This is a genomic window from Candidatus Nitrospira bockiana (assembly GCF_965152565.1).
In genome coordinates, this window is record NZ_OZ224215.1 from 1,566,360 (window position 1) to 1,580,345 (window position 13,986).

The window sequence follows — 13,986 nt, forward strand, 5'->3', positions numbered from 1 at the left end:
CCTCACGCGGCCCGCAGCTCGGCCAGCCCGTCGGCCCGCAGCGCCGACTCGATCCGGTCGCGGCGCGGATCGGTCGCATCCAGTCGGACCACGAGCCCGAGAAACCCCTCGTCGATCCGCACGTCGTAGTGCTCCGCGGCGCGACTCAGTCGGACGATGCGGACGATCAGCACGATGAACGTCGTCACCACGGCCAGGAGCATCATGACTTCATAGGAGATGATGCCGACGACCGGAAAGGCGACGATCGGTTTCCCTCCGGTCCGGAGGGGGTAGAGGGCGGCCGTGCCTCCGGAGAAGAAGACGCCGACGCCGATGCCGATCAGGCCGGCCACGATCGTGATGACGAAGAACGGCAACGGCCCCCACCGGGCGGAGGCGCTCGGGATTTGCGGCACGGCGGTGAGCACGTCCACCGACTCGCGTGACACACCCTGCGCGCGCAATCGATCCAGGATCGGCTCGATCGCCGTCGACGGTTGATAGAGCGCGAAGAGCCGGGTCTGTTCAGCCGCGTGTGCCATGCAGCCTCCCTTCCTTTTCCTCCCAAATCGAGATGACCGGGACGAGCTTGGCCGCGAGGACATACAAGAGGATCGCAAACGCCAGCGAGCCGATCATGAGCGCCAGCTCGACGAACGAGGGAAAGTAGCTGCTCCAGTTGTAAGGCAGGCGCGGGTGGGTGAGCGGTGGAACCAGGATCAGCATCCGCTCGATGTACATGCCCACGTTGATGAGGGCGCCCACGAGCATCAGCCCGAATGGCCATCGCCGGAACGCCGGGATGGTCAGCGTGGCGAGCGGGATCACATAGATCACCGCGACCATCCCCCACCAGGCCGGTGCAAAGCCGCCGGTGAGCATCGAGTACATGACGTGTTCCTCGTCGGGAATCTTTCCGTACCAGATCGTCAGCAACTCGGCGAAATAGAAATAGGCCAGGGTCAGCGTCGTGACGACCATCAACTTGCCCATCTTGTCGAAATGCTCCAGCCGGATGTAGGCCTGGAGGCCATAGGCGCGCCGCACGACGTACATGGCGATGGCCACCATGGCGAGGCCGGAATGAACGGCTCCGACGACGAAATACGGCGCGAGGATCGAGCTGTGCCAGCCGGGGACGAGGGCCATGCCGAAGTCCCATCCGACGATCGAGTGCACCGACACCATGATCATGACGATCAGCGGGGTGATGATCCGGATGGCGGTTTGGAGGACCTCCCATTCGCCCTGGGTGCCGCGCCAGCCGAGCGAGAGCAGGCGGTACAGCGGGCGGCGCCAGCCGCCCACGCGGTCGCGGGCCAGGGCCAGGTCTGGGATGAGCGGCAGGTACAGATAGATCGCGCTGGCGGTCGCGTAGGTGAAGACCGCCGTCGCATCCCACATTAGAGGCGAACGGAAGTTCGGCCAGATCTCCCGCTGATTGGGATACGGGAGGAGATAGTACCAGCGCCAGACGCGCCCCAAGTGGTAGAAGACGAACAGGGCCGCGATCATGACGGAGATGATCGTCATCAATTCCGCGAGCCGTGTGACGGGGCGGCGCCACTCCGCCTTCGTCAAACGAAGGACCCCCGAGATGAACGTGCCGGAATGGCTCACGCCGATCCAGAAGACGAACGAGGCGATGTACGACGCCCAGAAGATCGGCTTGTGCAGGTTCGTTTGGCCGATCCCCGTCTCGATTTGATAGGTCCAGGCGCCGGCCGCGACCGCGACGAGGGCGAGCAGAAGCATGACGAGCAGGACGTATCCGGCGCTGATGCCTTCCAGCGGCGCCAGCAGGTCGCGGTTGATCCGGGGGAAGTCTTGCAACGCGCGCTCTCGTTCAGCCATCCGGTAATACCAATACCCCTCTATCCCTCTGATCCCCCTATCCCTATTCTCTTGAGGTACGTGATGGCCGGCTCCGTGCCCAGGGACTCGAGCAGGTGGAAGCCGCGGTCGCTCCGGGCCAGCGCGGCTACACGGCTCGACGGGTCGTTGCGATCGCCGAAGACCAAGGCCGACGTGGGACAGGACTGTGCGCAGGCCGGCGTAACCTCGCCGTCCCGGACCCGGCGTCCCTCCTTGGCGGCGCCCTCTTTGGCTTTCCTGATCCGTTGCACGCAGAACGTGCATTTCTCCATGATCCCGTTCATGCGCACGGTGACGTCCGGATTCAGTTGCTCGGCCAACGGCTCGTCCCACTGCGGGTCGAACCAGTTGAATTGACGGGCCGTGTAGGGACAGTTGTTTCCGCAATAGCGAACGCCGATGCAACGGTTGTAGACCTGGGCGTTGAGGCCGTCCGGCGTATGATAGGCCGCGTACACGGGACAGACGGGCTCACAGGGGGCGTTCCCGCAGTGCTGGCACAGCACGGGCAGGAAACGCACACGCGCGTTGGGATACTCGCCTTCCCAATATCGCTCGATCCGGATCCAGTTGATCGCCCGCCCTTCGGCGCACTCCTCCTCGCCGGAGATCCGGACGTTGTTTTCGGCCCGGCACGCCACGACGCACGCTTCACACCCGGTGCATCGGTCCAGATCGATGACCATCTCCCACTTGTACGGCTTGCGTTCTTGCTGTCGTTCATCCGCCACGTGTTCCTCCGTTTCAGTGCGCGGTGAGCCAGGTGCCCGCGACTCTAGCCCGCGGACGGCCTTCCGATCTGGAGGAGCCTCTCGTCTGGCTGCCCCCCGTGATGGATGAGCCGGACGATGCGGCCGGCGCGTTCGCTCGGCTCCACCCGCACGCGCGTGGCTCCGCTTGCGATCCGCCCCGAATCCCGGTCGAGGCGGGGAGCCAAGAGTGAGAGAGGATTGACGCCCCGGCCTCCCGCATAGCGGCCATAGCCGCAATGTCCTTGTCCGAGCGGAATGCTGACGAGATCGGGTCGTATCCCCGGGTAGTGGATGACCGGCGCTTCGAGACTCCCGTACGGGCTCACGACTTTTGCCATGGCGCCGTCCTTCAAGCCGAGCTGTCGCGCCGTGGTCGGATTGATCTCGATCCAGGTCCCCCAGACCGCGGTCGTCAGTGGATCGGGCAGCTCCTGAAGCCACGGCCGGTTCGCCCCTTCCCCGCGATGCAGACCGAGCGAGGGAAATGGGTGGAAGAAGAAGGGGAACTCCCCGGGGTCGCCGTCGAACTCGGCCGGTTGGTACGGCGGAAGTTCCGTGAAGGTCACTGCCGCCGGTTCCTGCTCCTCCTCCCACCAGCCGCCTTGTTCGAGCCGCTGCATCCACGCGTGATCTTCCTCGACCCCGAGGCGGCGCCACCGCTCGCGCAGGAACGCCAGCGCGCTCGACGGTGCAGGCCGCTCGCGGTCCCGACCGAGCCGCCGGGAAGCGTCCAAGACGAGGTCTGCAACGGGCCGGGTCTCGTACAGCGGTTGGACGACCGGCTGCTGAAGGGCCGCCGCCCGCCCGCTCGTCTCGCCTTCATAGACGCGGTCGCCCCATGATTCCAGCGGTGTGTGGACCGGCAGCACGAGGTCCGCCATCGTACTCGTGTCGTCGAGGAAGGCGGAGAAGCTCACGATGAACGGCGCGGCCTTCAGAGCCTCCCGCACGCCGAAGGAGTCCGGCACGAGATGAAGCAGGTCGGCATCGTAGAGATGCAGGGCGCCGCCGCGGTTCACCTGGGTCAAGCAATCGAGCACCTGCTGTTCCGCTGCGGGTCGCGGTCCGGCGGACAGGGGATGGGCACGGGACAGCCAGAGACCGCCCTCCCGGTTGACGGCGCCGAGCAGCCGATTGAGGGCATTGGCGGCCGCCAAGACGAAGCTGCCGTTCGTGTGGCTGGCCGCTGAGCCGCCGGCCAGCACGAGCGGCCTCGATGCCTGCATCAGTTCGCGGGCCAGGCGACGGATGTCCTCTTCGGCGATCTCCGTCTGCCGGGCGACGTCAGCCGGCGACAGCGAGGCGGATCCCGCCCATCGGGATCGCTCGTGGGTGGGTAGGGCATGGGGTCGCTCCTCGAGAACCGCGTGGATCAGCCCCATCAGGAGGAGTCCTTCCATCCCCGGCCGGATCGGCACCCAGCGATCCGCGTTCGCAGCCGTCAGCGACAGGCGAGGCTCGACGTGCACGAAGCGCCCTCGCGTCGTCGGATGTCCCTGTCGCATCTCGCCGTACCCGATGCTCAATGTGACGGGAGACAGCCAGTGCTCGAGAAAGGGGGCGCCCATGGAGAGGAGATAGTCGCAGGACCCCAGATCGTAGCGCGGCAGGCCGTCAACCCCGAACGATCGCTGCATCGCCGCCCGGATGGCCACCGTCTCTTCGGGGGAATAGATGACGGTCCTGCCGCCAAGAGATTTCATGAATCCGTCGAGCAGCACCGCGTCGCTTCCGGACGGGACGCGGGCGATCAGGGCGGCGCCGGGATGGGCGCGCAGCACGCGGAGCCATTCGTCCATGGCTTCGGGCCAGCTCAGCGGCTCGAATCGTCCATCGCCGCGCGGCCCGATCCTTTTGAGCGGGGTACGGACCCGATCCGGATTGTAGAGCGCTTGCAGGGCCGCCTGGCCTCGGGCGCACAGCTTGCCTCTGTTCAACGGGTGCTCGGGATTGCCCTCGATCTTTTTCGCTCGACCTTCCATGACCCGGACCAGCGTCCCGCACCCGGCCTCGCACTCACGGCAGACCGAGGCGTACCAGTTGGCGACACCGGGAACGATCTCCTCGTCGGGCAGGAGGAACGGGATGAGGTTGTGCGCCTCGCGTTGACAGCCCGGAACTGCGGCGGCGGTCACGGAGACGCCGAGCACCTTCAAGAGGTCGCGACGGCCGAGGTCCATAGGTCCTTCTCCTCGCTCGTCGGGCGCCCGCCTTCGGCTACTTGTGGCACGTCCAGCAGTCCAGCGACGCGTGTTGCTGCTGATGGCACGTCACGCACCATCCCATTTCATAGGTCGACGCACGCGGCGTGTGGGGCATCCGTTCCACGTCGCCGTGGCAGGCGGCACACTGAAGCCCGGCGTTCACATGCATCTCATGGGTGAAATAGACGAAGTCGGGCAGACGCTGAAGACGGACCCACTCGATAGGCCGTCGCTGCTCCCAGTGGGCGGCCAGCATGCGGGCGTCCTCCGATCCAGTGGGCATGCTTGCGTGGCACGTCATGCAGAGCCGGAGACTCGGGATGCCGGCGACCTGAGAGATCTCCGCGTGGCGATGGCAGTACAGGCAGGCGATCTTCAACTCTCCCGCGTGCAGCTCATGGCTGAAGGCGATCGGCTGTCGGTCCTGCGCGGCCAAATCGGCGCTGCCTTGTGAATAGAGCGTGGCTAGCCCAGCCGCGAGCGCCACGGCGGCACCGAGCAGCACGAGTCCGAATCGCGGCTTCATCAGATCTTCATCCTCGGGCTCTTTCCGCGTCACGGAAAGCAAGTGGCACGCCGCTACGGTTCACGTTTGCCTGGGGGAAACTGGACGGCGAAAAGGACCGCAAGTCGTGTCGTTGCGATCCGGGGTGCTCTAGCGATGGCTGGCATCCGGTCGCGAGCGGTGCCCCTGGGGACACAGCGTGCCGCATGCCGGACAGCCTGTCCGCCTCCGAACAAGTGACCACCGCCCGAGGCGATATATGCGGCGGGATGTGAACGTCTGCTGCCTACCGGATTCCTATCCCATGACTGATACAGATCGCGGCAGGACGGTGGGAGCATTCGGAGAGGACCGTAGTAGGGGAGGCGCCCATCAGCGGCGAGCCAGAGGGAGGGGACATGGCGCAGACATCGGCCGACATTCTCATCGACATTTTGCACGACTGGGGCGTAGACGTCGTCTTCGGCCTTCCGGGTGACGGCATCAATGGGATTATGGAAGCCTTGAGGACCCGCCAGGACCGGATCCGCTTCATCCAAGTCCGCCACGAAGAAGCCGCGGCTTTCATGGCCTGCGGGTACGCAAAGTACACCGGGAAGTTGGGGGTGTGCCTGGCGACGTCAGGGCCGGGAGGTCTGCATCTGCTCAACGGACTGTACGATGCCAAGCTGGACGGACAGCCGGTGATCGCGATCACCGGACATCATTACCACGACCTGATCGATACGCATGCGCAACAGGACGTGGACCTCGACCGTGTGTTCGAGGACGTCGCCGTCTACAACACGCGGATCATGGGGCCCAGCCACGTCGAGAACGTCGCGCACGTCGCGTGCCGCACGGCCCTCAGCTATCACGGCGTGGCCCATATCAATTTTCCGGTCGACCTGCAGGAGCACACGGTGGACGAGCGCTCGAAGCGCAACCTCCCCAACCGCGTGACGGACGTTATGGGCCGCGGCGCCAAGCTCCCGGACGAGGGCGAGTTGCTGCATGCCTCACACATCCTGAACAACGGCAGCAAGGTGGCGATCCTCGCGGGCCGCGGGGCCCTGGGGGCGGGGCCCGAGCTCGAGCAGGTGGCGGACAAGCTCGGCGCCCCGATCATCAAGGCGCTGCTCGGGAAAGGCGCCGTCCCGGACGACAGTCCCTACACGACGGGCGGCATCGGTCTCTTGGGGACCAAGCCGTCGCAGGAGGCGATGGAAGCGTGCGATACGCTGCTGCTGGTCGGCACCTCCTTTCCCTATATCGAGTTCTACCCCAAGCCCGGCCAAGCCCGGGCGGTGCAGATCGATTTGGATCCCGCCCGAATCGGGCTCCGTTATCCGGTCGAGAGCGGACTCGTCGGCGACAGCCGGCGGGTCCTGCGCGCCTTGTTGCCGCTCCTGTACGAGAAGAAGGACCGGAGCTTTCTCAAACAGGCGCAGGAAGGGGCGAAGGAATGGTGGGCGCTCATGGAGGAACGGGGCACGCGCAAAGACACACCCATGAAGCCCCAGGTCGTGGCGTGGGAGCTCGGGAAGCGGTTGTCCGACACTGCGATCGTGTCGTCCGACTCGGGGACGATCACCACGTGGTGGGCGCGGCAGATTCCCGCGAAGCGCGGGCAGATGTTCAGCGTCTCGGGGACGCTCGCCTCGATGGCCTGCGGGCTCCCATACACCATCGCGGCGCAGATCGCCTACCCGGACCGACAATGCGTGGCGTTCGTGGGCGACGGGGGGTTTTCGATGCTCATGGCCGAGTTCGCGACCGCCGTCAAGTACCGCCTGCCGATCAAGGTCATTGTGATCAAGAACAATACGCTCGGGCAGATCAAATGGGAGCAGATGGTGTTCCTGGGCAATCCCGAGTACGGATGCGATCTGCATCCCATCAACTTCGCGGCGTTCGCGCAGGCGTGCGGGGGGACCGGCCTGACGGTGGAGGACCCGAACGACTGCGGCCGGGTCCTCGATCAGGCGCTTGCGACCCCGGGTCCCGTGCTCGTCGAGGCGGTGGTCGATCCGCTGACGCCTCCGATGCCGGCGAAGATCACGATGCAGCAGGCGGCCAAGTTCGCCGAGTCGCTGGCCAGGGGCGAGCCGAACCGGGGAAAGATCGCGTTGACCGTGATGCACGACAAGATCCGGGAAATGGTGTGAGCGACCGGAGATGCGATCGCAAGCCGCGTGCCGATTCTCGGTGGTGCCAGTCGAGGACCTCCGGATCGCGGTCTATCGCGTTGCCACGGAGACGCCGGAATCCGACGCGACCTTCGAGTGGAGCAGCACGACCGTCCTGGTCGTGCGTGCGTCCGGCGGAGGATGCGAGGGAGTCGGCTATGCCTATGCGGGACCCGGCGCGGCCCGGGTGATCACGGATCAGCTCGCGCCGGTGGTCCGCGGGCGCGATGCACTGGACGTGCCGGCCATCTGGTCGGTGTTGATGGCCGCCGTCCGGGAGCAGACGCGGCCGGGCCTCGCCACCTCGGCGGTCTCCGCGGTCGGCAGCGCCGTCTGGGACCTCAAAGCCCGGGTGCTGGAGCTGCCGCTCGTGTCGCTGCTCGGCCGTGCTCATCGGCAGGTCCCCGTCTATGGGAGCGGGAGCTTCACGTCGGCCTACGTCCCGAGCCTCCAAGCGCAGCTCGCCGGCTGGGTCGAGGCCGGCATGCCCCCGGGTGAAAATGAAGGTCGGACGCGAGCCGGGACAAGACCTCGCGCGGATGCGTGCCGCGAGACACGCGATCGGATCGGCACCGGAGCTGTTCGTCGATGCGAACGGGGGATACATCCGCAAGCAGGCGCTTCAATTCGCCGAACGCTTCGCGGCGGTCGACGTGACCTGGTTCGAGGAGCGGTTTCCTCGGATGATCTCGACGGCCTCCGCATGCGTGGCGCTCGAACATGCAGAATGCCGGGTCGTCTTCAAGGGAGTACCGCCGACCCACGTGGTGGGACTGATCATCTGGCATGGGATTGACCGCGACCGTCGTTTCCGGCTTCCTGCTCGCGGTCGCGGCGCCGTGGCTTCACCGCCTGGCCCGCGGGGCGACCGGGTGGCTGCTCGCGCTGTTGCCGCTGGTCCACCTGATCTACCTCGCCGGGTATCTCCCGTCCGTCTCGTCGGGACGGACGTTTTCGGAGTCGTACACCTGGATGCCGTCGATCGGAATCACCCTCTCCTTCCATCTCGACGGCCTCGGCCTGCTCTTTGCCCTCCTCATCAGCAGCATCGGCGTCCTCGTCTTGATCTACAGCAACGGCTACATGGCCGGCCGCCGGGACCAAGGGCGGTTCTATGCCTTCATCCTCATGTTTATGGCATCGATGACCGGCATCGTGCTCGCGGACGACCTGGTGGTCCTGTACGTCTTCTGGGAGCTGACGAGCCTCAGTTCGTATCTGCTCATCGGGTTCGATCACGAGTCGAGGGAGATCCGCGAGGCGGCCAAGCAAGCGCTCGTGCTGACCAGCGGGGGTGGTCTGGCCATGCTGGCCGGGCTCCTGTTGCTCGCCCAAGCGGGCGGCACCCTCCAACTTTCGATGCTGCGGGAGCACGGGGACGTGGTTCGAGGCGGCGCCTTCTACGCCCCGATCCTGCTGCTGGTCCTCGCCGGAGCCGCGACGAAATCGGCGCAGGTGCCGTTTCACATCTGGCTGCCGAACGCGATGGGGGCTCCCACGCCGGTGAGCGCCTATCTGCATTCGGCGACGATGGTGAAGGCCGGCGTCTATCTCCTGGCGCGGCTGAGCCCGGTGCTCGGCGGCACCGAGCTCTGGACGGGGCTGCTGGCGGCCATCGGAGTCACGACGATGCTGACCGGGGCCGTGTTGGCGCTCCCGCAGCAGGACATGAAGCGTGGGTTGGCCTACGCCACGATCAGCGTGCTCGGCATGCTCGTCCTGTTGCTCGGGCTCGGTACCGAAGCCGCGATGCATGCGGCCGTCTTCTACCTGGTGGCCCATGCGATGTACAAAGGCGCGCTGTTTTTCGTCGCCGGGAGCCTCGACCATGAGACCGGCACCCGGCGACTCGACCGATTGGGCGGGCTGCGTCGTGCGATGCCGGTGACCGCGGTCGTCTCCATCCTGGCGGCCTTGTCGATGGCCGGGATGCCGGCGTTCCTCGGCTTCGTGTCCAAAGAGCTGCTCTACGAAGCGAGTCTTGATGCACCCGCGGGCTCCGTCTTCTTCACGACGGCCGCGGGTGTCGCCAGCCTGCTCTTCGTCGCGGCGGCGTTGCTGCTCGGCGTCCGACCGTTCTTCGGGCGGCTGGGGCGACTTCCCCGCCAGCCTCATGATCCGTCTCTTGGGATGTGGGGGGCGACCGCCCTGCTCGCCGGGGCCGGCCTCGTGTGCGGCCTGAGGCCGACCGTCCTCGAAGACCTGCTCGGACCGGCCGCCGCGGCCGTGGGACCCGGCGCAGGCGACCACCACGTCGCGGCGTGGCCCGGGTGGACGCGCACGTTTGGGCTCAGCGTCCTGACCCTCGCGCTGGGCGTCGCCGTCTTCGCCGCACGGCGGAAGATCTTGCAGGCGGCCGCTTGGTTGGCGCCGGCCGTTCGGTGGGGCGCGCAGGAGGCGTATCGCCGGGGCGAGGCCGCGCTGCTGCGTCTCGCCGCCCGGCAGACCCGGTTGCTTCAGAACGGCTCTCTGAGTTGGTACGTGCGGGTGACGATCGCGACCGTGGTCGTGCTCGCCGGGTATCCCTTGCTCGCGAGCGAGCTCAGCGTGCAGAGCCGACACTGGCTCCACCTGCAATTCCATGAAGTGGGGATCGCGGTCGTCATCGTCGCGGCGACGGGAGCCGTCGCCATCGCCTCGTCTCGGCTGGCCGCCCTGACGGCGCTCGGCGTCATCGGTTACAGCATGGCCCTCCTCTTCATTTTTTTCGGGGCTCCGGACCTGGCCATGACGCAGTTTCTCGTCGACACGCTGATCGTCATCCTGCTGGTGCTGGTCTTGCCGGGCCTCCCCGAATCCCCCGGCCTGTCTTCCCCGGCGACCCGGCTGAGGGACGGGATGTTCGCCGCACTGATCGGCATGCTGGTCTGCGTGCTGGTGTTGCTGGCGACCTCCATCCCCATCAGCCCGGAACTGGCGCAGTTCTACGCCGCGGAGGGGCCGTCGCGGGCGCACGGCAGCAACCTCGTCAACGTCATCTTGGTGGATTTTCGGGCGTTCGATACGCTGGGTGAGATCACGGTGCTGGCCATGGCGGGGATCGGCGTGCTCGCGCTGCTGAAGGGCAGGCCGGTGAGACAGAAGGAGAGCGGATGAGATCGCTCGTGCTGGCCCTGGCGGCTCAGTACATGCTGCCGCTGTTGCTGGCGTTCTCGGTCTTTCTGCTCGTCCGCGGGCATGATGCCCCGGGCGGGGGCTTCGCCGGTGGACTGGTCGCCTCGGCTGCCGTGGCCTTGTATCTGGTGGCGCACGGCCCCGGCCGCACCCGGCGCCTCCTGCCGATCGAGCCGAGGACGGCGATCGCGGCCGGCCTCTGCACGGCCGCCGGCAGCGGCATCATCGCGGTCGGGAAAGGTGAGCCGTTCCTGACGGGTCAGTGGGTCGTGGCGCCGTTGCCCGTCGTCGAGGACCTGCCGCTGGGAACCCCGCTGCTGTTCGACGTCGGCGTCTATCTCGTGGTCATCGGGGTCGTCGTCGCCATTCTGCTCAGCGTGGCCGAAGTGGAATAAAGGGAAAGACATGGAAGCGGTCTTGGCGGTGGTCATCGGCGTGCTCTATGCCGGAGCCATGTACCTCCTGCTGCGGCGGAGCGTGATCCAACTCGCCATCGGCTTCATGTTGCTCAACCACGCGACGAATCTCCTGCTCTTCACGATCGATGGGGTGACTCGCGCCACGCCGCCCATCGTGCCGGAAGAGGGCGCTCGGCTGGCGTGGCCCTTTGCCAATCCATTGTCCCAAGCCTTGATCTTGACCGCCATCGTGATCGGGTTCGGCCTGCTCGCCTTCACCGCCGCGTTGATCCAGCGCACGGTGAAGACGGTCGGGGCCGATGATGTGACCCGCCTCCAGGGGAGCGACCGCTGAGATGAGCGCGTCGCTCCTTGTCCTGCCCTTGGTCGTACCGTTGCTGACGGCGGCCGGGTGCCTCTTCGCCCGCGGACACCGGCGTATCCAGCGCCTGCTCAGCGTCCTCGGCGCGGCGGCCTTACCGGCGATCGGCGCGCAGCTCCTGGCCCGCACGGTGGCCGACGGCATCCTCTCCACGCAGATCGGGGGTTGGGCGGCCCCCTTTGGGATCACCCTGGTCGCGGACCTCCTCAGCGGGCTGATGGTGTTGCTCACCGGGGTCGTGGCGCTCGCCGTCGTCGTCTACTCGTTGGCGACGGCCGACCCATGGCTGGAGTCGATCGGCTACCATCCGGCCCTGCACGCCCTGTTTGCCGGTATTTGCGCGGCGCTGCTGGCCGGAGACCTGTTCAACCTGTACGTCTGGTTCGAGGTCATGCTCATCGCCTCCTTTGTGCTCCTGTCCCTTGGCGGAGACCGTGCCCAGCTCGAAGGCGCGCTCACGTACGTCACGCTCAACCTCATCGCATCGGCGTTCTTTCTCACGGGCATCGCCTTTCTCTATGGGCTCGCCGGTACCCTGAACCTGGCCGATCTCTCGACGAAGCTCCAACCCTTGCGCCATGGGGCGTTCGTCGCGACCAGCGCCATGTTGTTTCTGGTGGCCTTCGGTATCAAGGCCGCCGTCTTCCCGCTGTTCTTTTGGCTGCCCGCCTCGTACCATACGCCGCCGTTCGCCGTCTCCGCCGTCTTTGCGGGCCTGTTGACCAAAGTGGGCGTCTACGCCCTCGTGCGGCTCTCCTCATTGCTCTTCCTGTCCGATCACGGGCCGATGCAGTCCGCCATCCTGGTGCTGGCCGGCTTCACGATGGCGGTCGGAGTGCTGGGTGCGCTGGCTCAACGGGAAGTGCGCCGGCTGCTGTCGTTCCTGCTCATCGGCCACATCGGGTTCATCATCTGGGGCCTGGGCCTGTTCACGGCGCATTCGCTGGCGGGGTCCGTCTTTTATCTGCTGCACCATATGCTGGCCATCACGAACCTCTTCCTCATCAGCGGCATCATTCACTGGAAATTGGGCTCGGAGTCCCTGCTCAGGCTCGGCGGACTCTTTCGCTCCGCACCGGGGCTTGCCGTGCTGTTCATCATCCCGGCCTTTGCGCTGGCCGGGTTCCCTCCGCTCTCCGGCTTCGTCGCCAAGGTCCTCCTCGTGAAGGCGGGCCTCGAGGTGGGCGGGTACGGCCTTGTTGCGGTCGCGCTCGCGGCGGATCTCTTGACCCTCTATGCCGTCTCCACGATCTGGGAGCAGGCGTTCTGGAAGCCGCTTGCCGGCGAGAACGAGAGCCGGCACGGCGGTTCCTGGCTCACCTATGGGCCGGTCGCGGGGTTGGCGGTGCTCACGGTCCTGCTCGGCCTGGTGGCTGACCCCGCCGTCCGGCTCTCCAGCCTGGCGGCCGATCAATTGATGCATCCTGAGCGCTACATCCGCGCGGTGCAGGACGGGGGGCGGGGATGATACGGGCGGCGCGTTTCACCTTCGGGAAATTGCGGCGGACCCTGGAGTTCCTCGTGTTCTTCGGATGGGAGCTCATCGTGGCGAATCTCAGACTCGCCTACGACATCATCACGCCGGGCTACCACATGCGCCCGGGGATCCTGGCGATCCCTCTCGACGCCCGGCGTGACGTCGAAGTCGTGCTCCTCGCCAACCTGCTCAGTCTGACGCCCGGCACCCTCTCCCTGGACGTGCCTCCCGACAAACGGCACCTGTACGTGCACGTCATGTATCTGGACGATATCGACGCGTTCCGCCGGAAGATCAAGGCGGAATACGAACGCCGAGTCATCGAGTTGCTGGCATGAATCCGGACGACCCCTTGCAGTGGCCTCTCGCCGTGCTCTGTGCGCTGGGAGGACTGATCGTGGCGATGGCGCTTGCGTTCCTGCGGATGCTCCGGGGTCCGACGGGGGCCGACCGCGTCGCGGCTCTCGATATGATGTCCAATCTGGTGGTCGGGCTCATCGCGGTCTATGCCATCGTGACCGATCGTCTCGTTCTGCTGGATGCCGCCATCGCGTTGGCCATCGTGACCTTCCTGGCGACGGTCGGGTTTGCCCGATACGTCGAGTGGGGGGGCACTCGGAACAGCCATGATTGAGGTCTTCACGCAGATTTGCCTGCTGATCGGCACGGTCTTCATGCTCCTGGCCGCCCTCGGGCTCGTGCGCCTGCCGGACGTGTACATGCGGCTGCAGGCCGTCTCCAAGGCGGTGACAATGGGGGTGGGATGGATCATGTTGGCCGTCGCGCTCAGCTTCGAGACGCCTTGGGGCCTGCTGCGGGCCGCGGCCATTTTCAGCTTCGTCTACGTCACCGCGCCCGTGGCCGCGCATCTGCTCGGTCGCGCCGCCTATCTGACCAACGCTCCCCTCTGGGAGGGCACCGTGGTCGATGAGATGTCCGCCCATGGCCGATCAGGAAGGAAGCAGGACGGGGCGGAGAAGACGGCACTCAGCCGTTGAGCCTCGGTCCACAGGCCCGGAAGCCCTCACCTCAGCTCCCGTACCGGCCGTGCCCGCCCGTCGTCCCGCTTTCTCAGAGGAATGCTCTCGATCATCGTCGTTGACGCACGCGTCGGTACCCCTCGAATCCT

General features: G+C 66.3%; 13 protein-coding genes and 2 pseudogenes. 10 read left to right on the forward strand and 5 right to left on the reverse strand.

Features of this window, described 5'->3' with window-relative positions; genetic code table 11:
• Positions 1-2: 2 nt before the first annotated feature.
• From ACWHYV_RS07775 to ACWHYV_RS07795, 5 genes are all read right to left on the reverse strand, one after another.
• The gene (locus ACWHYV_RS07775) at positions 3-524 is read right to left on the reverse strand and encodes a quinol:electron acceptor oxidoreductase subunit ActD (protein ID WP_447980081.1); all 522 of its coding nucleotides are present in this window, start codon (positions 522-524) and stop codon (positions 3-5) included.
• Positions 508-1,836: an NrfD/PsrC family molybdoenzyme membrane anchor subunit gene (nrfD, locus tag ACWHYV_RS07780; protein WP_447980082.1), complete on the reverse strand. Its 1,329-nt coding sequence runs from the start codon at positions 1,834-1,836 to the stop codon at positions 508-510. Before nrfD ends, ACWHYV_RS07775 begins: the two co-directional genes overlap by 17 nt.
• Positions 1,837-1,856: 20 nt before the next feature.
• Complete coding sequence (locus tag ACWHYV_RS07785; protein WP_447980702.1) at positions 1,857-2,543, reverse strand: 4Fe-4S dicluster domain-containing protein; 687 nt, start codon at positions 2,541-2,543, stop codon at positions 1,857-1,859.
• Positions 2,544-2,632: 89 nt separating this feature from the next.
• On the reverse strand, positions 2,633-4,789 hold the full coding sequence (locus tag ACWHYV_RS07790; protein WP_447980083.1) for a molybdopterin-containing oxidoreductase family protein: 2,157 nt from the start codon (positions 4,787-4,789) through the stop codon (positions 2,633-2,635).
• A gap of 37 nt (positions 4,790-4,826) precedes the next feature.
• Positions 4,827-5,339 carry a cytochrome c3 family protein gene (locus tag ACWHYV_RS07795; protein ID WP_447980084.1) on the reverse strand — a complete coding sequence of 171 codons (513 nt, stop codon included), beginning with the start codon at positions 5,337-5,339 and terminating at the stop codon, positions 4,827-4,829.
• Positions 5,340-5,716: 377 nt separating this feature from the next.
• On the opposite strand from ACWHYV_RS07795, the gene ACWHYV_RS07800 reads away from it, so the two are divergent.
• The 10 genes and pseudogenes from ACWHYV_RS07800 (at position 5,717) to mnhG (ending at position 13,855) form a co-directional block, all read left to right on the forward strand.
• On the forward strand, positions 5,717-7,465 hold the full coding sequence (locus ACWHYV_RS07800; RefSeq protein ID WP_447980085.1) for a thiamine pyrophosphate-dependent enzyme: 1,749 nt from the start codon (positions 5,717-5,719) through the stop codon (positions 7,463-7,465).
• Positions 7,466-7,475: 10 nt separating this feature from the next.
• A pseudogene (locus ACWHYV_RS07805) lies at positions 7,476-7,811 on the forward strand (enolase C-terminal domain-like protein); the annotation flags it as partial.
• A gap of 214 nt (positions 7,812-8,025) precedes the next feature.
• Positions 8,026-8,109: pseudogene (locus ACWHYV_RS07810) on the forward strand (hypothetical protein); the annotation flags it as partial.
• 163 nt (positions 8,110-8,272) lie between these two features.
• Positions 8,273-10,582 carry a putative monovalent cation/H+ antiporter subunit A gene (locus ACWHYV_RS07815; protein WP_447980086.1) on the forward strand — a complete coding sequence of 770 codons (2,310 nt, stop codon included), beginning with the start codon at positions 8,273-8,275 and terminating at the stop codon, positions 10,580-10,582.
• Positions 10,579-10,995 carry a Na+/H+ antiporter subunit B gene (locus ACWHYV_RS07820; RefSeq protein WP_447980087.1) on the forward strand — a complete coding sequence of 139 codons (417 nt, stop codon included), beginning with the start codon at positions 10,579-10,581 and terminating at the stop codon, positions 10,993-10,995. The genes ACWHYV_RS07815 and ACWHYV_RS07820 overlap by 4 nt, the downstream gene beginning before the upstream one ends.
• A gap of 10 nt (positions 10,996-11,005) precedes the next feature.
• Complete coding sequence (locus ACWHYV_RS07825) at positions 11,006-11,353, forward strand: NADH-quinone oxidoreductase subunit K (RefSeq protein WP_447980088.1); 348 nt, start codon at positions 11,006-11,008, stop codon at positions 11,351-11,353.
• Between the two features lies 1 nt (position 11,354).
• Positions 11,355-12,848, forward strand: a complete 1,494-nt coding sequence (locus ACWHYV_RS07830; protein ID WP_447980089.1) for a proton-conducting transporter transmembrane domain-containing protein — start codon at positions 11,355-11,357, stop codon at positions 12,846-12,848.
• Positions 12,845-13,195, forward strand: coding sequence for a Na+/H+ antiporter subunit E (locus tag ACWHYV_RS07835; protein ID WP_447980090.1), 351 nt, complete (start codon positions 12,845-12,847; stop codon positions 13,193-13,195). Before ACWHYV_RS07830 ends, ACWHYV_RS07835 begins: the two co-directional genes overlap by 4 nt.
• Complete coding sequence (locus ACWHYV_RS07840; RefSeq protein WP_447980091.1) at positions 13,192-13,491, forward strand: cation:proton antiporter; 300 nt, start codon at positions 13,192-13,194, stop codon at positions 13,489-13,491. Before ACWHYV_RS07835 ends, ACWHYV_RS07840 begins: the two co-directional genes overlap by 4 nt.
• Positions 13,484-13,855 (forward strand): monovalent cation/H(+) antiporter subunit G, encoded by a 372-nt coding sequence (gene mnhG, locus ACWHYV_RS07845; protein WP_447980092.1) that lies wholly within the window; start codon positions 13,484-13,486, stop codon positions 13,853-13,855. The genes ACWHYV_RS07840 and mnhG overlap by 8 nt, the downstream gene beginning before the upstream one ends.
• Positions 13,856-13,986: the final 131 nt, after the last annotated feature.

What these genes read in the sequence shown, in the direction of transcription:
- ACWHYV_RS07775 (WP_447980081.1), bottom strand. Translation starts at nt 524, where the DNA reads ATGGCACACGCGGCTGAACAGACCCGGCTCTTCGCGCTCTATCAACCG.
- nrfD (WP_447980082.1), bottom strand. Translation starts at nt 1,836, where the DNA reads ATGGCTGAACGAGAGCGCGCGTTGCAAGACTTCCCCCGGATCAACCGC.
- ACWHYV_RS07785 (WP_447980702.1), bottom strand. Translation starts at nt 2,543, where the DNA reads ATGGTCATCGATCTGGACCGATGCACCGGGTGTGAAGCGTGCGTCGTG.
- ACWHYV_RS07790 (WP_447980083.1), bottom strand. Translation starts at nt 4,789, where the DNA reads ATGGACCTCGGCCGTCGCGACCTCTTGAAGGTGCTCGGCGTCTCCGTG.
- ACWHYV_RS07795 (WP_447980084.1), bottom strand. Translation starts at nt 5,339, where the DNA reads ATGAAGCCGCGATTCGGACTCGTGCTGCTCGGTGCCGCCGTGGCGCTC.
- ACWHYV_RS07800 (WP_447980085.1), top strand. Translation starts at nt 5,717, where the DNA reads ATGGCGCAGACATCGGCCGACATTCTCATCGACATTTTGCACGACTGG.
- ACWHYV_RS07815 (WP_447980086.1), top strand. Translation starts at nt 8,273, where the DNA reads ATGGGATTGACCGCGACCGTCGTTTCCGGCTTCCTGCTCGCGGTCGCG.
- ACWHYV_RS07820 (WP_447980087.1), top strand. Translation starts at nt 10,579, where the DNA reads ATGAGATCGCTCGTGCTGGCCCTGGCGGCTCAGTACATGCTGCCGCTG.
- ACWHYV_RS07825 (WP_447980088.1), top strand. Translation starts at nt 11,006, where the DNA reads ATGGAAGCGGTCTTGGCGGTGGTCATCGGCGTGCTCTATGCCGGAGCC.
- ACWHYV_RS07830 (WP_447980089.1), top strand. Translation starts at nt 11,355, where the DNA reads ATGAGCGCGTCGCTCCTTGTCCTGCCCTTGGTCGTACCGTTGCTGACG.
- ACWHYV_RS07835 (WP_447980090.1), top strand. Translation starts at nt 12,845, where the DNA reads ATGATACGGGCGGCGCGTTTCACCTTCGGGAAATTGCGGCGGACCCTG.
- ACWHYV_RS07840 (WP_447980091.1), top strand. Translation starts at nt 13,192, where the DNA reads ATGAATCCGGACGACCCCTTGCAGTGGCCTCTCGCCGTGCTCTGTGCG.
- mnhG (WP_447980092.1), top strand. Translation starts at nt 13,484, where the DNA reads ATGATTGAGGTCTTCACGCAGATTTGCCTGCTGATCGGCACGGTCTTC.